This is a genomic window from Streptomyces barringtoniae (assembly GCF_020819595.1).
Lineage (GTDB): Bacteria > Actinomycetota > Actinomycetes > Streptomycetales > Streptomycetaceae > Streptomyces > Streptomyces barringtoniae.
The window spans coordinates 221858-246389 of the sequence record NZ_JAJHNP010000005.1 but is presented as its reverse complement, the minus strand read 5'-3'; the positions used below and the strand labels follow the sequence as shown (position 1 = coordinate 246389).

Annotated in this window: 20 protein-coding genes; 6 read left to right on the top strand and 14 right to left on the bottom strand. The window is 73.1% G+C overall.

What is annotated here, in order from left to right; all coding sequences use genetic code 11:
• Window positions 1-697: 697 nt before the first annotated feature.
• From LMU33_RS10530 to LMU33_RS10510, 5 genes are all read right to left on the bottom strand, one after another.
• Window positions 698-1693, bottom strand: coding sequence for an FAD binding domain-containing protein (locus tag LMU33_RS10530; RefSeq protein WP_228619434.1), 996 nt, complete (start codon window positions 1691-1693; stop codon window positions 698-700).
• Window positions 1690-2229, bottom strand: coding sequence for a (2Fe-2S)-binding protein (locus tag LMU33_RS10525; protein WP_228619432.1), 540 nt, complete (start codon window positions 2227-2229; stop codon window positions 1690-1692). Before LMU33_RS10525 ends, LMU33_RS10530 begins: the two co-directional genes overlap by 4 nt.
• Window positions 2230-2321: 92 nt before the next feature.
• Window positions 2322-4535 (bottom strand): RICIN domain-containing protein, encoded by a 2214-nt coding sequence (locus LMU33_RS10520; RefSeq protein ID WP_228619431.1) that lies wholly within the window; start codon window positions 4533-4535, stop codon window positions 2322-2324.
• A 28-nt stretch (window positions 4536-4563) separates the two neighbouring features.
• A complete protein-coding gene (locus tag LMU33_RS10515) occupies window positions 4564-5919 on the bottom strand; it encodes a lectin (RefSeq protein WP_228619429.1) in 1356 nt (451 codons plus the stop codon).
• A 222-nt stretch (window positions 5920-6141) separates the two neighbouring features.
• Window positions 6142-8028: an ABC transporter ATP-binding protein gene (locus LMU33_RS10510; protein WP_228619763.1), complete on the bottom strand. Its 1887-nt coding sequence runs from the start codon at window positions 8026-8028 to the stop codon at window positions 6142-6144.
• A gap of 96 nt (window positions 8029-8124) precedes the next feature.
• Between LMU33_RS10510 and LMU33_RS10505 the strand changes: the two genes are divergently transcribed.
• A complete protein-coding gene (locus LMU33_RS10505) occupies window positions 8125-9099 on the top strand; it encodes a lysylphosphatidylglycerol synthase transmembrane domain-containing protein (protein WP_228619427.1) in 975 nt (324 codons plus the stop codon).
• A gap of 47 nt (window positions 9100-9146) precedes the next feature.
• Window positions 9147-9911, top strand: coding sequence for a crotonase/enoyl-CoA hydratase family protein (locus tag LMU33_RS10500; protein WP_228619426.1), 765 nt, complete (start codon window positions 9147-9149; stop codon window positions 9909-9911).
• A gap of 33 nt (window positions 9912-9944) precedes the next feature.
• Here LMU33_RS10500 and LMU33_RS10495 read toward each other — a convergent pair whose 3' ends face one another.
• Genes LMU33_RS10495 through LMU33_RS10485 form a run of 3 tightly spaced genes read right to left on the bottom strand, consistent with a single transcriptional unit; the run spans window position 9945 to window position 14217 of the window.
• A complete protein-coding gene (locus LMU33_RS10495; RefSeq protein ID WP_228619424.1) occupies window positions 9945-11216 on the bottom strand; it encodes an NAD(P)/FAD-dependent oxidoreductase in 1272 nt (423 codons plus the stop codon).
• A complete protein-coding gene (locus LMU33_RS10490) occupies window positions 11213-12790 on the bottom strand; it encodes an FAD-dependent oxidoreductase (RefSeq protein ID WP_228619422.1) in 1578 nt (525 codons plus the stop codon). Before LMU33_RS10490 ends, LMU33_RS10495 begins: the two co-directional genes overlap by 4 nt.
• Window positions 12787-14217: an FGGY family carbohydrate kinase gene (locus tag LMU33_RS10485; RefSeq protein WP_228619421.1), complete on the bottom strand. Its 1431-nt coding sequence runs from the start codon at window positions 14215-14217 to the stop codon at window positions 12787-12789. Before LMU33_RS10485 ends, LMU33_RS10490 begins: the two co-directional genes overlap by 4 nt.
• 248 nt (window positions 14218-14465) lie before the next feature.
• Here LMU33_RS10485 and LMU33_RS10480 point away from each other — a divergent pair, with 248 nt between their 5' ends.
• From LMU33_RS10480 to LMU33_RS10470, 3 genes are all read left to right on the top strand, one after another.
• Window positions 14466-15452: a hypothetical protein gene (locus LMU33_RS10480; protein ID WP_228619419.1), complete on the top strand. Its 987-nt coding sequence runs from the start codon at window positions 14466-14468 to the stop codon at window positions 15450-15452.
• A gap of 42 nt (window positions 15453-15494) precedes the next feature.
• Window positions 15495-17027 carry an amino acid permease gene (locus LMU33_RS10475; protein ID WP_228619418.1) on the top strand — a complete coding sequence of 511 codons (1533 nt, stop codon included), beginning with the start codon at window positions 15495-15497 and terminating at the stop codon, window positions 17025-17027.
• A 183-nt stretch (window positions 17028-17210) separates the two neighbouring features.
• Window positions 17211-18314: a mechanosensitive ion channel family protein gene (locus tag LMU33_RS10470; protein WP_228619416.1), complete on the top strand. Its 1104-nt coding sequence runs from the start codon at window positions 17211-17213 to the stop codon at window positions 18312-18314.
• A gap of 380 nt (window positions 18315-18694) precedes the next feature.
• Here the strand turns inward: LMU33_RS10470 and LMU33_RS10465 are convergent, their stop codons facing one another.
• The 3 genes from LMU33_RS10465 to LMU33_RS10455 form a co-directional block, all read right to left on the bottom strand.
• Window positions 18695-19123 carry a DUF7144 family membrane protein gene (locus tag LMU33_RS10465; protein ID WP_228619414.1) on the bottom strand — a complete coding sequence of 143 codons (429 nt, stop codon included), beginning with the start codon at window positions 19121-19123 and terminating at the stop codon, window positions 18695-18697.
• A gap of 32 nt (window positions 19124-19155) precedes the next feature.
• The gene (locus LMU33_RS10460; protein ID WP_228619413.1) at window positions 19156-19623 is read right to left on the bottom strand and encodes an SHOCT domain-containing protein; all 468 of its coding nucleotides are present in this window, start codon (window positions 19621-19623) and stop codon (window positions 19156-19158) included.
• A 110-nt stretch (window positions 19624-19733) separates the two neighbouring features.
• On the bottom strand, window positions 19734-20381 hold the full coding sequence (locus tag LMU33_RS10455; RefSeq protein WP_372477916.1) for an HdeD family acid-resistance protein: 648 nt from the start codon (window positions 20379-20381) through the stop codon (window positions 19734-19736).
• A 240-nt stretch (window positions 20382-20621) separates the two neighbouring features.
• Here LMU33_RS10455 and LMU33_RS10450 point away from each other — a divergent pair, with 240 nt between their 5' ends.
• Window positions 20622-22031 carry a DUF2252 domain-containing protein gene (locus LMU33_RS10450; protein WP_228619411.1) on the top strand — a complete coding sequence of 470 codons (1410 nt, stop codon included), beginning with the start codon at window positions 20622-20624 and terminating at the stop codon, window positions 22029-22031.
• A gap of 22 nt (window positions 22032-22053) precedes the next feature.
• On the opposite strand, the gene LMU33_RS10445 is transcribed toward LMU33_RS10450, so the two are convergent.
• The 3 genes from LMU33_RS10445 to LMU33_RS10435 all read right to left on the bottom strand — a co-directional run bounded on the left by LMU33_RS10445 (window position 22054) and on the right by LMU33_RS10435 (window position 24528).
• On the bottom strand, window positions 22054-22251 hold the full coding sequence (locus LMU33_RS10445) for a DUF8691 family protein (protein WP_228619409.1): 198 nt from the start codon (window positions 22249-22251) through the stop codon (window positions 22054-22056).
• Window positions 22252-22363: 112 nt separating this feature from the next.
• Window positions 22364-22882 (bottom strand): hypothetical protein, encoded by a 519-nt coding sequence (locus LMU33_RS10440; RefSeq protein ID WP_228619760.1) that lies wholly within the window; start codon window positions 22880-22882, stop codon window positions 22364-22366.
• Between the two features lie 17 nt (window positions 22883-22899).
• Window positions 22900-24528 (bottom strand): MFS transporter, encoded by a 1629-nt coding sequence (locus tag LMU33_RS10435; RefSeq protein ID WP_228619407.1) that lies wholly within the window; start codon window positions 24526-24528, stop codon window positions 22900-22902.
• Window positions 24529-24532: the final 4 nt, after the last annotated feature.

Here is a 24532-nt window from a genome sequence, read left to right as displayed (position 1 = left end):
CCGTGCGTCCCGGCACGCTGTCGGCGCGCCCAGGGCACTGCCGGGGGCCGGCTGCCCTCCTGACCGACGCCCACCGAGAGCCCCGGTGGGCGTGGCGGGGGCTGTGTTCCGTACGTCCGCACGTTCGGCGGGTGCACCCAGGGCGCTACCAGAGCCCGGGTGCTCGCCTGACTGACGCTCGCCGAAAGCGCCGATGGGGATGGCCGCGGAGTCCCCTGCACCTCGGTGCTCTGCTTGCGCGCCCAAAGCGCTGCCAGGGCCCGGGTGCCCTCCCGGCCGACGCTCGCCGACAGCCCGACCGGCGGCGGCCGCGTTCCGTGCGTCCCGGCACGCTGTCGGCGCGCCCAGGGCACTACCGGGGGCCGAGGGCCGGTGCTCGCCGAAAGCCCCGGTGCTGCCGGCGGCCGAGTCCCCTGCGCCCCGACGCTCTTCGGGCGCACCCGAGCCGCTGCGGGGGCCCAAGTGTCCTCCCGGTTGACGCTCGCCGAAGGACCCGGTGCCGGTGGTCGGGTTCGCCGCGTCCCGGCGCTCTTCGGGTGCGCGCGAGCCGCTGCCGGGCGCCGGGTGCCCTCCCGGTCGGGGCTCGACGAAGGGCCCGGTGGTGGCGGGGGTCGTGGGCCGTGCGGGGTCTTCGGGGGTGCCCGGGGAGTTGGCGGTCATGGGTTCCTCCTGGTCTGCTCGCTCCTGCCGTGCCGGCTCAGGCCACCGCCGGGGCCGGGGCGAGGCGGTTCAGGACGTCCAGGGCGAGGTTGCGGGCGAGGGGCACCTTGTAGGCGTTGTCCCGCAGCGGCTCGGCGTGCGCGAGTTCCAGCGCCACGGCTCCCTCGAAGGCCTCGGGCGTCGCGGGGGCGCCCAGCAGGGCCAGCTCGGTGTGCCGGGCCCGCCAGGGTCGGTGGGCGAGCCCGCCGAAGGCGATCCCCGCGTGGTCGACGACACCGTCCGCCACCCGCAGTACGACCGCCACGGAGGCGAGGGCGAAGGCGTACGACGCCCGGTCCCGGGCCTTGCGGTAGGCGGACGGGACGCCGGCGGCGGCAGCCGGGAGCAGCACACCGGTGATCAGTTCGCCGGGGCTGATCCAGGTGTCCCGGTCGGGATGCTCGCCCGGCAGCCGGTGGAACTCGGCAGCCGGAAGGCGCCGGGCGCCCTCGGTGCCGTACAGCTCGACCTGGGCGTCCAGCGCGGCGAGGGCGACGGCCATGTCGGACGGGTTGGTGGCGATGCAGTGCTCCGAGTGCCCGAGGACGGCGTGGTCGCGGTGGACGCCCTCCCGGGCGCCGCAGCCGCTGCCGGGCTCGCGTTTGTTGCAGGGCTTGTCCAGGTCCTGGAAGTAGGGGCAGCGGGTGCGCTGCAGCAGGTTGCCGCCGGTGGTGGCGGCGTTGCGCAGCTGCCCGGAGGCGCCCGAGAGGAGCGCCTGGGACAGCACGGGGTAGCGGTCGCGGACGCGGGGGTCGGCTGCCAGGTCGCTGTTGCGGACGGTGGCACCGACGCGCAGGGAGCCGTCGGGCAGCTCCTCGATGGTGCCCAGCGGCAGCCGGCCGACGTCGATGAGCAGGGCAGGGCGCTCGACGCCGAGTTTCATCAGGTCGACCAGGTTGGTGCCGCCGGCCAGATAGCGGGCGCCGGGGTGGGCGGCGTACGCCTCGACGGCCTCCTGGAGGCTGCCGGGCCTGAGGTATCCGAAGCCGTTCACGGGATCACGTCCTCCACCGCCTCGACGATGCGCGGGTAGGCGCCGCAGCGGCACAGATTGCCGCTCAGTCGCTCGCGGATCTCGGCCCGGTCCAGCGGGACGGGCCGGCCGGAGGGGGCCGCGGGGTCGGTGACGTCGGAGGGGTGGCCGGCCGCTGCCTCGGCGATCATGCCGATGGCCGAGCAGATCTGCCCGGGCGTGCAGTAGCCGCACTGGAAGGCGTCGCGGTCGAGGAAGGCCCGCTGCAGCGGGTGCGGCTCCTCGCCGTCCCCGCCGAGGCCCTCGACGGTGGTGATCTCACTGCCGTCGAGGGCGACCGCGAGCAGCAGGCAGCTGTTGACGCGGCGGCCGTCGGCCAGCACGGTGCAGGCACCGCACTGGCCGTGGTCGCAGCCCTTCTTCGACCCGGTGAGGCCGAGGTCCTCGCGGAGCAGGTCCAGCAGGACACGCCGGTGGTCGACGCGCAGCGTGTGGGGCTTCCCGTTGACCCGGAGGGTGATCTCCGACTCGGGAGAGAGCTGGTTTTCTCTGGTCATGGCAGGGGTGGCCTTCCGGACGGGCCCTGGTGTCCGTCCAGTCCGCGTATCCACGCGGCGGTGCCTCACACGTCCGGGAGGCCCCCCTTCACTCACGGGTAGCGGACCAGGTCCGCCACGTTGGACGAGGAGTTCGACGGTCCTCCCGTGTTGTTGATGACATGACCGATGGTGCCGGTGCCGCCGAGGGAGACGGTGACCAGGCTGGTGAAGCGGACGCCCGGGGTGTCCGGCACCTCGAAGGCGCGGTCGGCCGTCACACCGGGGTTGGCGCTGAAGTAGCAGTAGCTGCCCACGCCGTACGCCTCGTGGCTGGTGACGGAGTCGGCGACCTTGTAGGCGGCGTAGCCACGCGTGGAGCCGTTCGTCCAGGCGGACTGGTTCGGCACGTCGTAGGGCATCTCGTTCTGGAAGAAGTAGGTGCGGCCGCCGTTGCCGTTCCAGAGCACCTGGTACTTCTGGAAGTGCTCCACGAACAGGCCGTACATCGTCACGTCGTCGCCGTTGACGACGAGCCCGGTGTCGGCGGTGTTGCTGGTCCAGCCGACGCCGCTGCCGTGGTCGGCCCGCCAGATCCACATGTGGTCGCCGATGACGTCGTCGCTGTTGACGACGAGGCTGGTGGCCGCCTTGCCGACGCCCGCGCCGCCGATGCGGAAGTAGACGTCGTGCAGGGACGTCGGGTCGGCCGCGTGGGAGGCGGTGGAGCCGGCCGGCCCGACCTCGAGCAGGGTCTTCGAGCTGGTGGTGCCGGCGTCGAAGAGCAGGCCCGCGATCTTGACGCCGTCGACGTCGGCGACGGTCATCGCGGTGATGCCGTTGTCCGGGACGAAGGTGGCGAGCCCGAGGCCGAGGACGACGGTGTCGGGGCGGGTCACCTTCAGGGTCTGGTCGAGGTGGTAGACGCCGGGGGTGACGAGCAGGTTCTGTCCTGCCGCGAGGGCCGCGTTGATCTGTGCGGCGGTGGCGCCGGGCTTGACGACGTAGAACCGGCTCAGCGGCAGGGAGGCGCCCGACGGGCTGCCGCTCGCCCAGCTGGTGGCCGTCGAGTTGGAGCGCACCGACGGCACGAACACCTGGTAGTTCCCGGAGCCGTCGACGTACAGGAACGGCTTCTCGCGGGTCACCGGGCTCTGGGCGACGGTGGTGTACGGCGGGTTGGGGAAGCTGGTGGCCGGGACGCCCTGGCTGCCGACGAACACCATGTTCCAGTTGGACCCGGTCCAGCTGCCGAGCTGGGAGTTGCGGGTCAGCCACTGCTGCTGGGTGCCGGAGTTGACCTGTCCGTCGACCTTGCTGTCGGCGAGATAGCCGCCGGAGGACCAGCCGCCGTCGTCGAGGGCGAGGTTGCCGCGCAGGTGCATCCGGCGGTACGGCGCGGCCTGCGAGACCGCCCAACGGTCGCTGCCGTTGGCCGGGTTGACCGAGAGGTTCTCGGCGCCGCGCCAGAAGTTCTGCGTGGCGTTGCCCTGGAACCAGTCCGCCTCGGCGTGCACGGCGCCGTTGACGGAGACCGCGTCCGGGGTCAGGCCGAGGCCGAGCACCTGGGTGTAGAAGCCGACATTGACGTCCGCGCTGTAGGCGCCGGGCTTGAACAGGACCGCGTAGCGCTGGGCGCCGAACTGGTTGGTCTCCTGCTGCTTGAAGATGGCGTCCAGCTTGCTCTGGATGGCGGAGGACGACATCGACGGGTCGAAGACGACGACGTTCGGACCGAGGTCCGGGTTCGTGGCCGACTGGGTCACGGGCACCACCTGGAAGCGCTGGGCGGCGGTGCCGTTGCAGGTGTACTGCTGGAACTGCACGCTGTCGGCGGTCGAGGCACCGGGGTCGTCCAGGCACTTGCCGCTGTTGTTGTTGACGAAGTGGAAGGCGCCGCCGCCGTCGTCCACGGCCTGCCACTGCTGGTTGGCGCCGCCGCCGTAACTCCACAGGTGCACCAGCGCGTTGTCGGCCGCGGACACGTCGCTGACGTCGACGACCTGGTTGGTGTCGTTGCGGTTGTCGATGTGGACGTAGCCGTTGCCGGCGTCGGTGAAGCTCCATTGCTGGGCGGTGGTGCCGTTGCAGGCGTACTGCTGGACGGCGGTTCCGTTGGCGGTGGCCGCGGCCTTGGCGTCCAGGCACTTGCCGCTCGCGGCGTTGATGACGGTTGCGAAGCCGGTGGGCAGGGCGGCGGCCTGGGCGGTGGCGGCGTGCGCGGGCCCGGCGCCGAGCAGGGGCGTGGGGGCGGCGGTGAGCAGGGCGGCGGCCGCTGCCGCGACCAGGGCGACGGCCGTCGGTCTGCGGCGTGGACGAGGAAACACGGGTTCTCCTGGTGGGGGGATGGCGGGGTCAGCCGGTGTAGGCGGCGAAGACGCGGGTGTAGTCCCAGTCGGACTGGTTCACGCCGGAGCAGCTGTCGGCGGGGCCGCCGGTGCACGGCCGGTCGCGGTTGGCGGACCAGAAGGTGAGCCGGGCGAGGTGGTGCGCCTGCGCGTAGGCCAGGATGGTCCGGAAGTCGTTCACCGTGACGGTCTCGTTGTTGTCGGTGATGCCGTTCATGGACGAGATGCCCATGTCGCGGTAGGCCTGGTCGTCGCCGTAGCCGTACGCGTTCTTCAGCGCGGTCTTGAGTCCCTCGGCCGCCTGGGTGGTCAAATTGCCCATGTTCTGCCCGGCGCCGCCGAAGTCGAACGGCATGATGGCCCAGGCGTCCACGGTCAGCCCGGAGGACGCGGCCCGGTTGATGAGGCTGGTGTCGGGGCCGCTCTGACCGGTGCCGATGGTGATGTAGACCTTCAGACCCGGATTGCCGGCCTTGACGGTCTTCAGCGCGTCCACGGTGCGCTGCTGCACGGTGGCGTTGCTGTAGGCGTCGGCCTCGATGTCGATGTCGATCGCCTTCAGTCCGTAGGCGTTGATGACCTTCTGGTAGGCGCCGGCGAGTTCTCCGGCGCTGGAGCAGGAGCTCTCCAGCTTGTTGCCGCTGTAGCCGCCGAAGGAGGGGATCACGTCTCCGCCGCCTGCCCGCACGGTGTTGACCGTCTGCTGGTCGACCCCGCCGGTCAGCGGACGGCTGCCGTCCCACTGCGGGTTGCAGTAGCCGTTGCTGAGCACGAAGGCGAGGGTGAACCACTTCACGCCGGTGGCCTGGGTGATGGTGGCCGGGTTGGGCGGGCTGCCCCAGCCGTTGTAGAGGTACGGCGCGACGGCCATCGGCGCGGAGGGGGTGCTGTCGCCGGCCGCGGGCGCGTTCCACTTCTGGTTGGCGCCGCCGCTGCAGCTCCAGATCTGTGTCCGGGTGCCGTTGGCGGAGTTGTTGTCGGTGACGTCCAGGCACTTGTTCGCCTGGGGGTTGACGATGTCGTGGGCGGCAGTGACGGTCCACTTCTGGTTGGCGCCGCCGGTACAGCTCCACAGCTGCACCTTGGCGCCGTCGGCGGTCGAATTGCCGGTCACGTCCAGGCACTTGCCGAGGGCACGGATGGTGCCGTCGGTGCCGACCGTCCACTGCTGGGCGTTCGTGCCGTTGCAGTCGTAGAGCTGGACGGGCGTGCCGTCGGCGGAGTTGGCCCCGGCGACGTCGAGGCACTTGCCGGCGAGCCCGGTGATGTTGCCGGTGGCGGCCTGCGCCGGGGAAGCGGTGAGCAGTCCGGTGGAGAGCGCGAGTACGGCGACGGATACTGCCGCGGGCAGAGGTCTGGCCATGTAGGGGGCGGCCTTTCGTGTGGGGGGTGCGACCCAACACCAGTGGACAGAATGGGCGTTGAGGCGTCCGCAGACTTTGTTTAAGGCGTGAAACTAAAGGTACGGACCACTGGCGTCAAGTGATGTGACAGACGTTCACCACCGTGGGCCGCCGTGGGCGCGGCCGTCTCGGTGGCGCCTTCTGCGGCACCACCGAGGTCTCCCGCGGTCTTGAGGGCAGACTCAGCCGACCGCCACTTCGGCGTCCGGCTCCGCACGACCCGCGAACTGGGTCCGGTACAGCTCCGCGTACCGGCCCTCCCCCGCCAGCAGTTCCTCGTGCGTGCCACGCTCCACGATCAGGCCGGACTCCACGACGAGGATCAGGTCGGCGGCCCGGACCGTGGACAGTCGGTGGGCGATGACCACGGCGGTGCGGCCCTCCAGGGCCTCGGTGAGGGCCTCCTGGACGGCCGCCTCGGAGGTGTTGTCCAGGTGGGCGGTGGCCTCGTCCAGGATGACCACGCGCTGGCGGGCCAGCAGCAGCCGGGCGATGGTCATCCGCTGGCGCTCGCCGCCGGAGAGCCGGTAGCCGCGCTCGCCGACCACCGTGTCCAGGCCGTCGGGCAGGGACCGTGCAACGTCGGCCAGCCGGGCGCGGCCGAGCGCGTCCCAGAGCTCCTCGTCGGTGGCGTCGGGGCGGGCGAGGAGGAGGTTGGCGCGCACCGTGTCGTGGAAGAGGTGGCCGTCCTGGGTGACCATGCCGAGCGTGCCGCGCAGGGAGGCGGCCGTCACGTCGCGGACGTCGACGCCTCCGATGCGGACGGCGCCCGCGTCGACGTCGTACAGGCGCGGCAGCAGCTGGGCGATGGTGGACTTGCCGGCGCCGGAGGAGCCGACGAGGGCGACGGTCTGGCCGGGTTCGGCGCGGAAGGAGATGCCGTGCAGGACCTCGGAGCCGCCGCGGGTGTCGAGGGCGGCGACCTCCTCCAGGGAGGCGAGGGAGACCTGGTCGGCGGCCGGGTAGGAGAAGCGGACGTCGTCGAACTCGACGGCGACCGGCCCCTCGGGGACGTCCCGGGCGTCCGGCTTCTCCTCGATCAGCGGCTGAAGGTCCAGCACCTCGAAGACCCGCTCGAAGCTGACCAGCGCGCTCATCACCTCGACCCGGGCGCCGGCGAGCGCGGTGAGCGGGGCGTACAGGCGGGTCAGCAGCAGGGCGAGGGAGACGACCGCGCCCGCCTGCAGGGTGCCGTCCAGCGCGAACCAGCCGCCGAGGCCGTAGACGAGGGCCAGCGCGAGGGAGGAGACCAGGGTGAGGGAGGTGATGAACACCGACTGGGCCGTGGCCGTGCGCACACCGATGTCCCGCACCCTCGCGGCGCGGGCCGCGAACTCCGCCGACTCCTCCTCCGGGCGGCCGAACAGCTTGACCAGGGTGGCTCCGGGCGCGGAGAAGCGCTCGGTCATCCGGGTGCCCATGGCCGCGTTCAGCGCCGCCGCCTCGCGCTGCATGCGGGCCATCCGGGTGCCCATGCGGCGGGCCGGCAGCACGAACACCGGCAGCAGCACCAGCGCGAGCAGGGTGATCTGCCAGGACAGGGTCAGCATCACGGCGAGGGTGAGCAGCAGGGTGACCAGGTTGCTGACCACGCCGGACAGGGTGTTGGCGAACGCCCGCTGGGCGCCGATCACGTCGTTGTTGAGCCGGCTGACCAGCGCTCCCGTACGAGTCCGTGTGAAGAACGCGACGGGCATGCGCTGCACATGATCGAACACAGCCGTTCTGAGGTCGAGGATGAGTCCCTCCCCGAGCGTCGCCGACAGGCGCCGGCCGAGGATGCCGAGCCCCGCCTCCGCGAGGGCGACGAGCGCGATGAGCAGGGACAGCCGGACCACCGTGCCGGAGTCGTGCCCCGCCACGATCGCGTCGACGACGCGGCCGGCGAGCACGGGGGTGGCCACGGCGAGCAGCGCGGTCACCACCCCGAGCACCACGAACCGGACGATACCCGCGCGGTGCGGGCGGGCGAAGGCTGCGATACGGCGCAGCGTGGCGCGGGCGAACGGCCGGCGCTCGTCCTGCGCGTTCATGACACTATGCAGTTGCATCCATGCGGTGGTCTCCATGCTCATGGAAGAGAACGTAGAACCTCAAGCTTCGTTGAGGTCAATGTTCCCGCCTTTTCACCCGCCGTTGGGACGGCCCGGAGATCCTCTGCGGATGTGACTGCCGTCCCGCTGTCCCCGCCACCCCGGGGACGACTCCCCCGTCGCGTCCCCGTCCGCCAGGTGCTGTGCCTGCTGCCGCTCCTGCTCGTCGCCGTGGTCGCCGTGCGGAACCGCTCCCTGCTCGCCGAGGGCTTCGGCCAGCTGCGCACCGCCTCCTGGCCGTGGCTGCTCGCGGCGGCCGGCGCCACCTGTCTGACCTGGGTGGCCGCCGCGTTCACCCGCCAGGGCGCGGTGGTGCAGCCGCTGCCCAAGGGGCGGCTGCTGGCCACCCAGTTCGCGGCGGCCTCGGCCAACCACCTGCTGCCCACCGGGCTGGGCGCGGGCGCGGTGAACCTGCGCTTCATGACCGTGTGCGGGGTGCCGCTCGCCCGCTCCTCGGCCGCACTCGCCCTGTATCTGCTGGCCGAGTCCGTCGGCCGGCTCGGTCTGCTGTCCGTGCTGCTGCTGGCCTTTCCCGACGCGCTGCAGCTCGGCCCCCTGCTGCCGGACGGTTCGGCCCTGCCGCTGATGCTGGGCGCGGGCGGCCTGCTGGTGGTGGCGGCGGCCGCGGTGGCCCTCGTACGACCGCTGCGCACCCGCGTGTACGCCTTCGTCCGGGACGCCCTCGGCGAGGCCCGGTCGGTGCACACCCGGCCGGCCCGCGCCCTGGCGCTGTGGGGCGGCTCGCTGGCGTTCCCCGCACTGCAGGCGGCCGGTCTCGCCGCGGTCGGCCAGGCGCTCAGGCTGCCGGTGCCGGTGGCGCACATGGCGCTCGCCTACCTCGCGGCGACCGTCGCGGTGGCGCTGGTGCCCACGCCGGGCGGGCTCGGCTCGGTCGAGGCCGCCCTGATCGTGGCCCTGGTCGCCGTGGGCGGTCCGGCCGCGGTGGCCACGGCGGTGGTGCTCGCCTACCGCATCATCACCGTGTGGGTGCCGCTGCTGCCGGGGGCGCTGACGCTGGGGGCGCTGGTACGGTTCAAGGTCATCTGAGGCAGAGTGGCCTTCCGAGCCGGAAACCGGAACAAGGAGGGCCTCCCATGCCGGTCCGCGTGGAGCGCACGGAGTACGTCACCACGGTCGTCCTCTCCCGGCCGGCGGCCCGCAACGCGGTGGACGGTCCCACGGCCGCCGCACTCGCCGACGCCTTCCGGGAGTTCGAGGCGGACGACCGGGCCCGGGTCGCGGTGCTGTGGGGTGAGGGCGGCACGTTCTGCGCGGGGGCGGATCTGAAGGCGATCGGCACCGAGCGCGGCAACCGTGTGGCCGAGGACGGTGACGGCCCGATGGGGCCGACCCGGATGCGGCTGTCGAAGCCCGTGATCGCGGCGGTGGCCGGGCACGCGGTCGCGGGCGGCCTCGAACTCGCCCTCTGGTGCGATCTGCGGGTCGCGGAGGAGGACGCCGTGTTCGGGGTGTACTGCCGCCGCTGGGGCGTGCCGCTGATCGACGGCGGCACGGTACGGCTGCCCCGGTTGATCGGCACCAGCCGGGCCATGGACATGATCCTCACCGGCCGCCCCGTACCGGCCCGTGAGGCCTACGAGATCGGTCTCGCCAACCGCGTGGTGCCGACGGGACGCGCCCGCGCCGAGGCCGAGGCGCTGGCCGCGGACATGGCCCGCTTCCCGCAGGCGTGCCTGCGCAGCGACCGCGCGTCGGTCCTCGACCAGGAGGGCCTGGACGAGGAGGCGGCGTTGCGTAGTGAACTCCGATACGGCATGGGCGTGTTGGCCCAGAGCGCCAAGGGCGCGGCCCGGTTCACGTCAGGGTCCGGGCGGCACGGTTCGTTCACCGATCTGTGACGGGTCGCGCACGGCACCGGCAAGTCGGGCCGCTCAGCCCACGCTCACCCGCACCTCTCCGCCCTTCGGGTCGACCTGGTCCGTCCAGCGGGCCGTGAGGGTCAGGGTGCGGTTGGGCAGTGCGGTGCCGAGGCCCGGGCGCGCGCGGTGCAGGAGGCGGCCGTCCTGGTGGACCCGGAGGGCCGGGCGGGTCAGCGGGGCGTCGGTGCGCAGGACGTAACGGGCGGGCGGGTCGGCGGGGTTGACGCGGTTCGGGGCGATCCAGCGCAGCGGGGCACCGACGACGAGCGGGACTCCCGGGTCCGGCCAGGGGGCGCCCGCCAGGAAGTCCAGGACGGCACCGGCCACCCGGGCACCCTCGGCGGCCGCGGTGCCGGCGCGCTCGACGGCGTGCAGGACGTTGCCGGCGGCGAAGACTCCGGGGCGCGAGGTGTGCAGGCCGCCGTCGACGGCGGGTCCGCGGGTGCCGGGATCCAGGGCGAGGGCGCCGCGGCGGGCGAGTTCGTGGTCGGGGACGAAGTCGCCCGTGAACACGACGGTGTCGCAGGCGAGATCGGCCGTACGCCCGTCGCGTCGGCGGACGCGGACCCCGGACAGGCGGCCGTGGCCGAGGAGTTCGGCGACCGTGGTGTGCGTCAGCAGGGGAATACGGTCGCGCAGGCGGGCCGACTGGGCGCGCGCCCGGCCGGTCTGGGCCCGCGGGTGTTCCGTGACCAGGGCGACGACCTCGGCGCCGGCCGCGCGCACGGTGGCGGCGGCCGCGTACGAGACGTCCTCGGCGCCGACGACGATCGCGCGGGTGCCGATGTGCTGCCCGAACAGGTGGACGGCCTGCTGGAGTTCACCGGTGGTGTAGACACCGGCGGGACGGGTGCCGGGCACCAGCCGGGCGGTGCGCGGGCGTTCACGGGCACCGGTGGCCAGCACGACGGCCCGCGCCTCGATGATCTCCGGCCCACCGGGTCCGACGGCGGTGAGTACGGTGTCCGGTCCCGGGGCCGGGGCGTCCCCGGACGCCGGCAGCTCTGCGGCCGCCCAGTCCAGGACCGTCACCCCGGTTCGGATCACCGCTCCCGCCCGCACGGCGGCCTGGGTCAGCAGGCGGGCGTGGGCGGGGCCGGTCAGCGGATGCGTCCACGTGCCGAAGCCGCCGTGGGCGCAGTGCCGCGGGACACCGCCCGCCTCGGTCTCCCGCTCCAGCACCTCCACGTGCCCCGCCCCGGCGGCGGCCAGCCGTGCGGCGGCAGCGAGTCCGGCGGGTCCGGCACCGACGACGAGGACGTCGACCCGGCGATGGTTCGTCATGACCGCCCCCTGCCGAACCGCTCCCGTCGCCGCACCGGCTCCCCAGCGGACGGCTCCCGCCGCACCGCCCCCTCGCCACCCGGCTCCTGCCCCCGCTCCCGCTCCCGCTCCCCAGCGGAGACCTCCCGCCGCACCGCCTCCTCGCCCGTCGGCTTCCGTGTCGCCCCCTCGCGCTCCGCACGGCCCCGTTCGAACAGCTCCCGTACCGCCGCCCCGCAGTAGAAGCCCTGGCAGCGGCCCGCCCGGGCCCGGGTGCGGCGGCGCAGGCCCTCCAGGGTGCGGGGCGGGATCGTCCCGGCGAGGGCGTCCCGGATCTCGCCGCGGGAGACGCGCTCGCAGTGGCACACGAGGGTGCCGTACTCGGGGTCGGCGGCGATGAGTTCGGGTCGCTGGTAGGGGCGCGGGAAGGCCTCGCCGAGGTTGGGCACGGTCACCGGCTCCGGCTCGCGCACCGGGCCGAGGTCGAGTCCGGTCCCGGCCAGCAGGCCGACGACATGGGCGGCGATGGCCAGGGACGCGGTCAGACCGGTGGAGCGGATGCCGCCGACGGTGACGTACGCCTGCTCGGGGTGGGCGGCGATGCGATAGTCCTCCTGCCCGGTGGCCGCGCGGAGCCCGGCGTAGACGGCGGTGACCTCCTCGTCCAGGAGGGCCGGCAGGATGCGGCGGCCCTTGGAGCGCAGTCCGGCCAGGCCGTCGGTGGTGGAGCCGGTGGCCCGCTTGTCGTCCAGGTCCTCGGCGGTGGGGCCGAGCAGCACGTTGCCGTGGACCGTCGGCGCGACCAGGACGCCCTTGCCGAGCGCGGTCGGTACGGGCAGCAGGATGTGCCGGAGAAGCGGGCGGGCGAACTTGTCGTACACCAGGAGCTGGCCGCGGCGCGGGGTGACGGTGAAGTCCTCGTGGCCGAACAGCCGGTCGACGGTGTCGGCGTGCAGTCCGGCCGCGTTGACCAGGTGGCGGGCGTGCAGGGTCCCACGGGAGGTGAGCAGGCGGTGGCCGTCCTGCCGGCCGGTTTGCTCCACCTTGGTGTTCAGGTGCAGGTCCACTCCGGCGCGGACCGCCTGGGTGGCGTAGGCCAGGGTCGTCGTCCAGGGGCAGATGATGCTCTCGCCGGGCACGTGCAGGGCGCCGAGCGCGCCGGGGCCGAGGTGGGGCTCGCGGGCGTACAGCTCGTCGGGGCCGAGCAGGCTCGTCTCGTGGCAGCCGTTGCGCCCGGCCTTCCCGGCCAGCCGGGGCAGGGCGGCGAGCTGCTCCTCGTCCCAGGCGACCAGCAGGGCGCCGACGCGTTCGACGGGGATGCCGCAGTCGGCCGCGTAGGCGCCGAGCCGGTCGTAGCCCTCGCGGACCAGCCGGGCCTCCAGGGTGCCGGGAGCCGCGTCGAAACCGGTGTGCAGGATGGCCGTGTTGGCCTTGGAGGTGCCCTGCCCGACGTCGTCCTGGGCCTCGACCAGGGCGACGCGCAGGCGGGGGTGGCGGGCGAGTTCCCGCGCGATGGCGCAGCCGACGACCCCGGCGCCGACGATCGCGACGTCGTACGACGTCGTGGGCAGCGGGCCTTCCGCGGTGACGGTCATGAGCCGAGCAGCGCCGCGACGGCGGCCCGGAAGCCGGCGCGGCGTTCGGCGGCCTGGTCGGCGGTGATGCGGGGTTCGTACACGGCGGCGGGCTTCCAGTCGGGCAGGGCCTGTCCGACGCCCAGGGTACGGTCCGCGCCCAGGCGGGCGAGGGCGGCCGCGCCGAGTGCGGTGGCGTCGGGCAGCGCCGAGACCTCGACGGGGCGCTGCAGCAGGTCGGCCTGCGTCTGCATGAGCAGGGCCGAGCGGGTCAGGCCGCCGTCGACGCGGAGCGTGTCCACCGGGCCACCGAGGTCGGCGGCGGCCGCGTCGGCGAGTTCGGCGACCTGGGCGGCGATGCCGTCGCACAGGGCGCGCACCAGATGGCCGGGGCCGGTGTCGAGGCCGAGTCCGGTGAGCGAGCCGCGCAGGTCGCCGCGCCACCAGGGGGCGCCGAGTCCGGCGAGGGCGGGGACGAAGGTGACGCCGCCGCTGTCGGGGACGGCGCCGCCGACGGGGTCGAGGTCGGCTGCGCAGGAGATGACCCCGAGGTCGCGGAGCCAGCGGACGGCGGAGGCCGCGGTGTAGACCTGGCCGTCGAGGCAGTAGCTGGTCGCGCCGGCCAGCCGCCAGGCCACGCAGCTGACCAGGCCGGAGGTGCCGCGCCGGGGCCGGTCGCCGGTGTGCGCGAGCAGGAACGCGCCGGTGCCGTAGGTGCACTTGGCGGTGCCGGGTGCGGTGACGCGCTGGGCGAGCAGGGCGGCCTGCTGGTCGACGATCAGTCCGGTGAGCGGGATCTCGCGGCCGAATGCCGTTGTGGTGCCGATGTGTTGGGCGTTGTCGGCCGGGTGCGGGAGCCGTTCGTCCGCCAGGCCGTACATCTCCAGCGCCCTCGGCGACCACTGCGCGCCGTCCAGGTCGAGGAGCTGGGTACGGCCGGCGGTGGCGGCGTCGGTGGCGAAGGCGCCGGTGAGGCGGTGGACCAGCCAGGCGTCGGAGGTGGTGACGACGCCCTCGCGGGTGAGGTGGCGGCGGATCCAGGCCATCTTGGGGGCGGCGAAGTACGGGTCGAGGGGCAGCCCCGTCAGCTCACGCAGCTCCTCGGCGTGCCCCGCGAGTTCGGTGCACACGGTCTCGGCGCGCCGGTCCTGCCACACCAGGGCGTCGGTGAGGGGGCGGCCGTCGGCCGGGTCCCAGGCGAGGACGGTCTCGCCCTGGTTGGCCAGGCCCAGCGCCACGACGTCCTCGCCGGCCTCGGCGAGCGCCTGTCGGCCGGCGTCGACCACGGAGTCGTACAGGTCGGCCGGGTCGGCCTCGACCAGCCCGCCGGGCAGGTAACGGGGGCGGACCTCCGCGAACCCGGAACCCAGGACGCCGCGCTCCGGACAGACCACGAGGGCCTTGGTGCCGGACGTGCCCTGGTCGACGGCGAGCACCGGACCCGTCATCTCGCCATACCCCGCTCCGCACCGAAGATCACCGCGCCAGCCTGCCGCCGCCACGGGACGGCGTCAAGCGCCCCTCGGCTGCCAACTGGCTGAACGCTTGCTCGAGTTGGTAACAATGGCACGGCGGAACCCACGCCTCTATAGTGACCGCCGACCAGCACCCCACACCTCCGTCCGCCCGCAGGAGGGCTGTTGCCACGCCACCCCGCCAGCTCACCCGCGCCCCAGTGGCCCGGGGCAGTCGGCTGATGGCCAGAGAAGGACCCCGTCCCTCCTACGACCCCGCCGGCCCCGACCACGCCCTGCGCGCCGCACTCCAGGACCTGCGCACCGGCCGCTGGATGGCCATGCGCACGCTGCTCGCGGACACCCCGCCCGGAGGGCGGTGGACCCAGCGCACCCAGGTCCTCGCGGCGGCCGCCGCCGGCACCGACGTGGTGCGCGCCTGGCTCACGGAGGAGCCGGACAGCGTCCACGCCGCGGTGATGCGGGCGCGGGTCGGGGTGGAACGGGCCCTGCGCGCCCGGCGCGAGAAGCACCGCCGTACCCACGAGTTGTGGATCGAGGCCTGGGACGCCGCCCAGTCCGCCACCGGGATCGCCCCGCGGGACCCGGTGCCCTGGGTGTGTCTGCTGGCGCTGGCCCAGCTGGATCCGGAGCAGCGCTGGGAGGAGCACCGGGTGCCCGCGCCCGAGCCGACGCTGCCGCCGGGACCCTGGGGACTGCTGGCGGAGGCCCACGCGCGCGATCCGTACAACCGCGAGGCCCACCATCGGATGCTCCAGTTCCTGTACGTGCGGGGCGGCTCGGGCCGGCTCGCGCAGGCCGCGGGCTTCGCCCAGTGGGCTGCCGGACAGGCGCCGCCCGGCTCGGCGCTGCACCTGCTGCCGCTGTACGTCCGTGTCGAGCGCTACCGGCGCGACAGCGGCCACGACGCGGCGCTCGACCTGCACTGGGTGGCGGAGGACGCGGCACGCGAGGCGCGGCACGCCCTGCACTCCTGGTTCGAGCACACCCGGCGCGACGAGTGCTCGCTGCCGGACCTCAACCACCTGGCCCACGCCCTGTGGGGGTCGCTCCGGTTCCCCGACGCGGCAAGGGTGTTCGACGCCATCGGACCGTACTTCACACCCCCGCCCTGGATGTACCGCACGCCCGACCGCGACCGTGCCGTGGAGGTCTTCACCCAGGCCCGGGACCGCTGCCGGGCGGCCGCGGACGGCTCGCACACCTGAACGGCACCTGTCCTCGCCCCTCTTGACCCGGAGGTCCCCCGCATGTCCCCCACCCCCGAGCCCACGCCCTCGCCGGGCCTGCCCCAGCAGGACGAGGAGAAGCGGCTGCGCGAACTCGGCTACCGGCCGGTGCTGGCCCGCCGCATGGGCGGCTTCGGCAACTTCGCGATCAGCTTCTCGGTGATCTCGGTCCTGTCCGGCTGCATGACCCTGTACGGCTTCGGCCTGAACACCGGCGGCCCGGCCGTGATGCTGTGGGGCTGGGCGGGCGTCGGCCTGTTCGTGCTGTGCGTCGGCCTCGCGCTCGCCGAGGTCACCAGCGCCTACCCGACCTCCGGCGCGCTGTACTACATGGCGGACCGGCTCGGCGGCCGGCGCTGGGGCTGGTACACGGGCTGGCTGAATCTGCTCGGTCTGCTCGGCGCGATCGCCGGTATCGACTACGGCGCCGCCCTGTTCACCGGCGCGTTCGCGAACCTCCAATGGGGCTTCACGCCGACTCCCGGCAGGACGATGCTCATCTTCTGCGCCATTCTGCTGCTGCACGCGGTGCTGAACCTGTTCGGCGTCCGCCTGGTCAGCCTGCTGAACTCGGTGAGTGTGTGGTGGCATCTGGCGGGTGTCGCGCTCATCGTCGGCGCGCTCGCGGTCGTCCCCGACCACCACCGGCCGGTGTCCTTCGTGTTCACGAAGTTCGTCAACGACACCGGCTGGCACAACCCGCTCTACGTGGCGGCGATCGGCCTGCTGCTCGCCCAGTACACCTTCTCCGGCTACGACGCCTCCGCACACCTGTCGGAGGAGACCTCGCAGGCCTCGGTGTCCGCGGCGCGCGGCATCGTGCGGTCCATCTGGGCGTCCTGGATCGCCGGCTTCGTGCTGCTGGCCGGTCTGACCTTCGCCATCCAGAACTACGACGCCACGCGCAACACCGCCACGGGTGTGCCGCCCGCGCAGATCCTCCTCGACGGCCTGGGCACCGGCGGCGCGAGCGCGCTGCTGCTGGTGGTGATCGTCGCGCAGCTGTTCTGCGGCAACGCCGAGGTCGCGGCGGCCAGCCGGATGGTGTTCGCGTTCAGCCGCGACGGCGCGCTGCCCGGCTCGCAGCTGTGGCGCAAGGTGAGCGGCCGCACCCAGACACCGGTCGCCGCCGTGTGGCTGTCCGTCGTCGTGGCCGGTCTCCTCGCCCTGCCGTCGCTGTACTCGACGACGGCGTACAACGCGGTGACCGCCATCAACGTCATCGGCATCACCCCCGCCTACGCCATCCCGGTGCTGCTGCGGCTGCGCGCGGGCGACCGTTTCCGGCCGGGGCCGTGGCAGCTGGGCCGCTGGAGCCGGCCGATCGGCTGGATCGCGGTGATCTGGGTGGCCTGTGTGACCGTGCTGTTCTGCCTGCCGCAGGCCTCGCCGGTCACCGTCGACACGATGAACTACGCGTCGGTGGCGCTCGCCGTCGTCCTGGTCCTCGCGACCATCTGGTGGTACATCGCCCGCCGCTCGTACGGCACGCCCACCGCCGCCGCGTACGGCAGCGACCGCGACCAGGCCGAACTCGCGGAGGGCATCGTCTGAGCCACCTGCCCGAAGAGCGCCGGTCCGGGTGCGAACTGGCGTTCCGGATACGGCAGGATGAGCGATCGCGCCGGTCACCGGGGTTTCTCCGGCCGGCGCGATCGCACATCCCGCACATCGAGCAGGTGACAACGTGACGAGACTTCACAACTCCGCAGCAGGCGCGCGCACCGGAGGTGACCGGTGAACCGCGCGCTGACCCTGGACGACCTCGTCCTCGCCGGTATCGCGGTGGCGGCGGGGCTGGTGCTCGCCTTCATGTCCCGCACCCTTCTGCGCTGGCTGGCGGGGCACGCCAAGCGGACCCGCTGGAGCGGCGACGACGTCATCGTGGACGCGCTGCGCTCGGTCGTGCCGTGGGCGGCGATCGCGGGCGGCGCGGCGGCGGCCGCGGCCGTGCTGCCGCTGACGCGGACCGTGCACCACCACACCAACCAGCTCCTCGAGGTGTGGCTGATCTTCGTGGTGACCCTGTCCGCGGCCCGGGTGATCGCCGGTCTGGTCCGTACGGTCACCCAGTCCCGCTCGGGCGTGGCGGGCTCGGCGACCATCTTCGTCAACATCACCCGGGTCCTGGTCCTCGCCATCGGCTTCCTGGTGGTCCTGCAGACCCTCGGCATCTCCATCGCGCCCCTGCTGACCGCCCTGGGTGTCGGCGGTCTGGCGGTCGCACTCGCCCTGCAGGACACCCTCGCCAACCTCTTCGCGGGCATCCACATCCTGGCCTCCAAGACGGTCCAGCCGGGCGACTACATCCGGCTGGGCAGCGGCGAGGAGGGCTATGTCGTCGACATCAACTGGCGCCAGACGACGGTCCGTCAGCTGTCCAACAACCTGGTGGTCATCCCCAACGGCCAGCTCGCCAAGGCCAACATGACCAACTACACGCATCCCGAGCAGCGGTTGACGGTGCTGGTGCAGGTCGGGGTGGGTTACGACGCCGACCTGGAGCACGTGGAGCGCGTGACGGCGGAGGTCGTGGCGGAGACCATGCGTGAGGTCGAGGGCGCGGTCCCGGAACACGAGCCCGCCATCCGCTTCCACACCTTCGGCGACTCCCGCATCGGCTTCACGGTGATCCTCGGCGTCGGCGAGTTCAGCGACCAGTACCGCGTCAAGCACGAGTTCATCAAGCGCCTCCACCGCCGCTACCGCACAGAGGGCATCAGCATCCCCGCCCCCACCCGCACGGTGACTCTCCAGCAGGGTGCGGCGGTGATCCCGCAGCAGCGCACCGGGGAGACGGCCGCACCGGGCCCTGCCTGGGACGACCAACAGCTGCGCTGAACAACGGGGCGCTGCCGGGGGCGGCCCTGCCGACGGCACGATGCGCCCACTCGGCCCGCGCGGTGACGTTCCAGCAAGGGTCGGCGGCCGCAGAGGCAGCGATGCCGTGGGCGGGCTCCTGGCTCGCCGCCCCGAGCGGCTCCCCCTGTCCGGGTGGCGCCCGGTGGGTGCAGGAACGCATCCAGGACAGACAGCCGGAAGCGCCGACACGCCCCGCCTCCTCGGCAGCGTCGGGGAGGGACGGGGCGAGCTGACGTCGTCGACCGGCGGTCACCCCGCGTTCGCCGTCCAGCAGCGAGGCGTGGACGCTGGGCGGGTCGAAGCGCGGGGTGCACCGCCGGTCGGCGGTCGTGCCGGACGGCGCGGGGGCCGCGGTCCGGCTACGGGCTCTTGGCGGATTCCTGGCCCTGGACCACGCACAGGGCCCAGATGACGAAGCCGGAGACGGCGATCATCACGACGGACCACACCGGGTAGTACGGCAGGGACAGGAAGTTGGCGATGATCACCAGGCCGGCGATGGCGACTCCGGCGACGCGTGCCCACATCGACGGTCCGAACAGGCCGAAACTGACGACCACGGCGATCGCGCCCAGGACCAGATGGATCCATCCCCAGCTCGTCAGGTCGAACTTGAAGACGTAGTTGGGCGTCGAGACGAAGACGTTGTCCTGGGCGATCGCCATGATGCCCCGGAACACGCCGAGCAGCCCGGCGATCATCAGCATGACGCCCGCGAAGGACGTCAGGCCGCCCGCCCATGCCTGCTTGGTGCTGCGGGTGTGGGCGCGGGAGGGGGTCGTGGTCATGGGTGGCCTCGATTCGTTCTCGTGGGCGCCTGTCAGCGCCCGGTGGAGGTGTGTACGGTGTCGCCGCTCCGGGCCGGGCCGGCACCGCTGAGGACCAGCTCCTTCGCCCTGCGGAACTCGTCGTCGGTGATCTCACCCCGGGAGCGCATGGCGGAGAGCTTGGTGAGCTCGTCGGCGCTGCTGGTGCCGGTCGCGCCCTGCGCGGTCTGCCGCACATAGGAGTCGAACGCCTCCTGCTGGGCGCGCGCCTGCGCCACTTCCCGCTGCCCCATGCCCTTGCCGCGGGCGATCAGGTAGACGAAGACGCCCAGGAAGGGCAGCGCGATCACGAAGAGCGTCCAGCCGGCCTTGCCCCAGCCGCCCATGTCGTCGTCGCGGAAGATGTCGACGATGACCCGGAACAGCAGGACGAACCACATGATCCACAGGAAGAACACCAGCATGGTCATGAAGGCACCCAGCACCGGGTAGTCGTACGCGAGGTATGTCTGCGCGCTCATGTCTTTCCTCCGTCCGGGGCACCGGCTCGCCGAGCCGGTCTATGCCGTTCTCAGCGTGCACACGACGAGGGAGGGGCGTCCTCACCCGATGCGGGTGAGGATGCCGGGGATCAGTCCGCGGACTCGGGGACGCCCGGCGGCATGCCGCTGCGGCGCAGCGCGGCCCGCCACGCGAAGGCGGTCACCAGTTCGGCCAGGCCCAGCAGCACGAGCCAGAGACCGAGCAGCCGGGTCAGTGCCCGCGCCGACTCCGCGGGCAGCACCAGCACCACGATCCCGGCGACGATGCCGAGCAGCGCGGCGCCCAGGACGACCCCGCGGTGCGGCAGGTCCCGTGCGGCGATCGCCGGGTAGAGGGTGAGGACGCCGGACGACAGCCACACGAGCCCGACGATCAGCGACAGCGCGGTGATGGTCTGCAGCGGATGGCGCAGGCAGAGCACGCCCGCCAGGACGTACAGCACCGCGACCAGCAGAACTGTGAGCCGGTCTGCGTGGTCCTCCCGCGCGAACGCCGTCACGAACCGGATCGCGCCGGTGAGCAGCAGGTAGAGGCCGATGAGCACGGCGAGGACGTGCAGGGTCTCGTCCGGCCAGACGAGGATCAGCACGCCCGGTACGAGCGTCACGATCGCCGCCCCGAGGATCCAGGTCCAGGAGCGGGCGATCGCCGCCATGGCCTGTGCGGGGCCGCTGGCCGCCTCGCCGGGCAGATACGACAGTCCGGCCCGCTGCGCCTGTCCACGCGGTTCGGTCATGGCTCCTCCTCGCGCGATGGGATCAGGCCGCTCACGGACTGTCGGCGGGGCGGCCCACGGCCCCTCGAGCGGACAGCCTGCCCGGGGCGGCCGCCGCGCCGGATCACCCGCCGCGGGTGATCCTTCCGCCCGGCCCGGGCGGTGGGGTGGACCCGACGGGTGCACGGCCCGTGTTCCCGCGCCCCGCGCGAGCCCGGTTCCGGCGGCGGACGACGGGCCGCAGGACCAGGAGAGTGGATCATGGCCGCACCCAGTGCCGTCACCGTCTCGTCGTCACCGGCCGACCGGGCGGCCCACGGCAGACAGGCCCGCAGGCGCGCCCCGCGCTCGAGCCACGGCGACTTCGAGCCCGCGCCGCACCGGCCGGACGCCGTCGACGTACTGGAGCACCAGGCGGCCGACCGGCTACCGGAGTTGGTGCCGATCCGCTACGGCCGCATGCTCGCGTCCCCGTTCCGCTTCTACCGTGGCGCGGCGGCGGTCATGGCGACGGACCTGGGCAGGCTGCCGGACACCGGGCTCCAGGTCCAGTTGTGCGGGGACGCGCAGTTGCTGAACTTCGGGCTGCTGGCGTCGCCCGAACGGCATCTGGTCTTCGACATCAACGACTTCGACGAGACGTTCCCGGGTCCGTTCGAATGGGACGTGAAACGGCTGGCGGCGAGTTTCGTCATCGCGGGGCGGGCCAACGGCTTCACGCACCGGGAGCAGAACGACGCGGCGGGCACCTGCGTACGGGCGTACCGGGAGCGGATGCGGGAGTTCGCCGGCATGCGGACGCTGGACATCTGGTACGCCCAGGACGACGCCGACGCGATGCGCGAGTTGCTGGCCTCCTCGATGGGCAGGGAGACCAGGCGTCGTACGGACGAGGCGGCCTCGCGCGCCCGTGCCCGCACGCATCTGCGGGCGTACGCCAAGCTCACCCGGCTCACGCCGGAGGGCCGGCGGATCGCGCCGGACCCGCCGCTGATCACCCCGCTGCGCGAGCTGCGCGGCGAGTCCTCCCGCGGGGAGGAGGACAAGGAGCTCCAGACCCTGCTGGAGGCGTACGCGCGAACCCTGCCGCCGGACCGGCGGCACCTGCTGCGTCACTTCCGGCTGGTGGACATGGCCCGGAAGGTGGTCGGGGTCGGCAGCGTCGGCACCCGGTGCTGGGTCCTGCTGCTGCTCGGCCGCGACGACGACGATCCGCTGCTGCTGCAGGCCAAGGAGGCACAGGAGTCGGTGCTGGCGGCGCACTCCGGCGGCGAACGGTACGACAACCAGGGCCGCAGGGTGGTGAACGGGCAGCGGCTCCTCCAGGCGGCCGGTGACATCCTCCTGGGGTGGACGCACGTCGTGGGTCTCGACGGGCGCGGGCGGGACTTCTACGTACGGCAGTTGTGGGACTGGAAGGGCAGCTTCCGGCCGGAGAACTGCGACCCGGATCTGCTGCGGCTGTTCGCCCGGGTGTGCGGGGCGTCCCTGGCCCGGGCCCACGCCCGGTCCGGCGATCCCGTCGCCATCTCCGCCTACCTCGGGGACAAGGACCGCTTCGACCGTGCGCTGGCCCGGTTCGCGCAGGCCTACGCGGACCGCAACGAGCGGGACTTCGAGGCACTGGGCGAGGCCGCACGCTCGGGGCGGATCGTGGCGGCCGACCGCTGAGGGACCCTGCGGTGAGCGGCGCTCACTCCGGCAGCTGGCGCATCTCCACGACCCGCAGGCCGAGCGACTGGCAGCGGTTCAGCAGCCCGTACAGGTGCGCCTCGTCGACGACGGGGCCGAACAGCACCGTCTGACCGGACATCTTCACGTGATCCAGCTCCGGGAAGGCCTCGGTGAGGGTCTCCGACATGTGTCCATCGACGCGGATCTCGTAGCGCATGGGCCGTACTCCCGCCGCGGGCCGCTGCGGTCTTCCTGCGGACTTGCTGCGATCCTGCTCCGCCCGGCCGCGCCGGGCCTCACCCGGCACAGGTGATCCGGGGCGCCGGGCTTCAGTGGCTCAGCGTGATCTTGAACATGATGATCGCCAGGCCGAGCAGCAGATTGACCGCGGCGGTGCCCGCCACCAGGCGCCACGACGCTCCCGCCTGCCGTGCGCCTGCCGCGGACCAGCCCACCTGGCCGGCCACCGCGACGACGACCGCCAGCCAGACCGCGCCGGCGACGTCCAGGCCGAGCAGCGGGCTGAGGGCGACCGCGAGCGCGGGCGGGACGGCCGCCTCGACGATCGGCCACTCCTCGCGGCACACCCTAAGGACCGTCGGCCGGTCCAGTGACCGTTGCGCGAGCCGGGCCCCGAACAGCTGGGCGTGGACGTGGCCGACCCAGAAGACGAGGCCGGTGAGCAACAGCAGCATCACCAGTTGCACGCGGGGAAACCGTCCCAGGCCGCCGGCGCCGATCACCACCGACGCCGCCAGCATCGATCCGTACACCGCACCGGTGTAGTCGGCGTGGGCGCGGCGCTCGGTACGGCGTTCCCGTGCCGTGGTGCGGCCGGTCGAGGACATCGCCGTGGCCTTCACCCTCACTCCCTGGCGCCGGCGACGCCGGCCGGTGCGCCGCCCTGCGACGGCTGCCGGCGGCGGCCGGGCGCGGTCGGCAGGTGCCGGGTGACGAGGAAGCTCGCCAGGGTGATGCCGCCGGTGGCGAGGATCGCCGACTTCAGGCCGTCGAGCTGTGCCGAGGCGTAGGAGCCGGTGAGGGCGTCGACCTCGGACGGCGGCAGTCCGGCGTGCTGGGCGGCCGAGCGCACCTGGTCGGTGGGCACGAAGCTGACCCCGGCCTCCAGGTGGACGCTGGTCTGCTGCCGGGCCTGGGCCGACAGCTGGGGGTTGCTCTCCACCTCCGTGCTGAACGCGCTCACCAGCGCGCCGATGAGCACCGATCCGATGAGCGCGGTACCCAGCGCCGAGCCGAGGTTCTGCGCGGTGAACTGCAGGCCGCCGACCTCGCTGCGTTCCGCCTCGCCGACGCTGGACTGGACGACGTTGCCCAGCTGGGAGGCGAGCAGACCCATGCCGATGCCGAGCACCGCCATGGCGCCGGCGAACTGGGCGTTGTCGATCTGCGGTTCGATGGTGGCGAGCAGCCACACGATGGCCGCGGCCAGCGTCAGCAGGCCGATCCGGACGACCCGGCGCGGCCCGAGGGCACGGCCGGCCCGGGCCGCGCCGAGGGAGGTGACGAGCATGGTCACGGACACCGGAAGCAGCCTGAGCCCCGTCTGGAAGGCGTCGAAGCCCTGCACCACCTGCAGGTACAGCGGGATGGTGAAGAACAGGCCCAGCAGGATCAGGTTCTGGCTCAGCAGGGTGAGCAGGCCGGAGCGCAGGGGCGGCACGCCGAACAGGGACAGGTGCACCAGGGGGTCGGCGCCCGCGGCCTCCCGCCCGCGTTCCCAGCGCACGAACAGGGCCAGTACGGCCACCCCGGCGGCGACGACGAACAGGGTGGGCGCGAAGCCGAGGACGGTGAAGGGCGGGTTGCGCGGCTGGACCCAGCCCCAGGTGCTGCTCTGCAGCACGCCGAGCACGCCCAGCCCGAGTCCGCCCGCCGAGAGGACCGCGCCGACCGCGTCCAGCCGGGGCGGCGGTCCGGTTCGCGGGGCCTCCTTGATGACCCGATGGCACAACAGGACGACGAGGACGACCACGACCTCGCCCGCGAAGACCAGACGCCAGGTCAGGTACGTCGTCACCCAGCCGCCCAGCAGCGGACCCACGGCGATGCCGGCACCCGCGAGGCCGCCGATCACGCCGTAGGCGACGGCCCGGTCCCTGCCCCGGTAGGACTCGGCGACCAGGGCCGCCATGGCGGGCAGCACCATCGCGGCGCCGAGCCCCTCGATCACCGACCAGCCCAGGGCGAGCACCCACAGGGTGGGCGCCAGGGCGGTGAGGGCCGACCCTGTGCCGTAGACGACCAGGCCGAGCAGGAACAGCCGACGGCGGCCGTGGATGTCGCCGAACCTGCCACCGACGATCATGAACGCGGCCATGACCAGCGCGTACAGCGTGATGACGGCCTGGATGGCGGTGACCTCGGTGTGGAAGTCCTCGACCAGTTGGCTGATGGAGACGTTCATGACGGACGTGTCCAGGACCATCAGGAACTGGGCCGTGCCGAGCACCATCAGAGCGCGCCAATGTCCCACGGTG

Coding starts and splice junctions, on each gene's coding strand:
- LMU33_RS10485 (WP_228619421.1), bottom strand. CDS start 14,217: ATGACGGGTCCGGTGCTCGCCGTCGACCAGGGCACGTCCGGCACCAAG.
- LMU33_RS10455 (WP_372477916.1), bottom strand. CDS start 20,381: ATGACCGAACCGCGTGGACAGGCGCAGCGGGCCGGACTGTCGTATCTG.
- LMU33_RS10465 (WP_228619414.1), bottom strand. CDS start 19,123: ATGACCACGACCCCCTCCCGCGCCCACACCCGCAGCACCAAGCAGGCA.
- LMU33_RS10445 (WP_228619409.1), bottom strand. CDS start 22,251: ATGCGCTACGAGATCCGCGTCGATGGACACATGTCGGAGACCCTCACC.
- LMU33_RS10490 (WP_228619422.1), bottom strand. CDS start 12,790: ATGACCGTCACCGCGGAAGGCCCGCTGCCCACGACGTCGTACGACGTC.
- LMU33_RS10500 (WP_228619426.1), top strand. CDS start 9,147: ATGCCGGTCCGCGTGGAGCGCACGGAGTACGTCACCACGGTCGTCCTC.
- LMU33_RS10515 (WP_228619429.1), bottom strand. CDS start 5,919: ATGGCCAGACCTCTGCCCGCGGCAGTATCCGTCGCCGTACTCGCGCTC.
- LMU33_RS10495 (WP_228619424.1), bottom strand. CDS start 11,216: ATGACGAACCATCGCCGGGTCGACGTCCTCGTCGTCGGTGCCGGACCC.
- LMU33_RS10510 (WP_228619763.1), bottom strand. CDS start 8,028: ATGGAGACCACCGCATGGATGCAACTGCATAGTGTCATGAACGCGCAG.
- LMU33_RS10475 (WP_228619418.1), top strand. CDS start 15,495: ATGTCCCCCACCCCCGAGCCCACGCCCTCGCCGGGCCTGCCCCAGCAG.
- LMU33_RS10525 (WP_228619432.1), bottom strand. CDS start 2,229: ATGACCAGAGAAAACCAGCTCTCTCCCGAGTCGGAGATCACCCTCCGG.
- LMU33_RS10440 (WP_228619760.1), bottom strand. CDS start 22,882: ATGTCCTCGACCGGCCGCACCACGGCACGGGAACGCCGTACCGAGCGC.
- LMU33_RS10450 (WP_228619411.1), top strand. CDS start 20,622: ATGGCCGCACCCAGTGCCGTCACCGTCTCGTCGTCACCGGCCGACCGG.
- LMU33_RS10460 (WP_228619413.1), bottom strand. CDS start 19,623: ATGAGCGCGCAGACATACCTCGCGTACGACTACCCGGTGCTGGGTGCC.
- LMU33_RS10480 (WP_228619419.1), top strand. CDS start 14,466: ATGGCCAGAGAAGGACCCCGTCCCTCCTACGACCCCGCCGGCCCCGAC.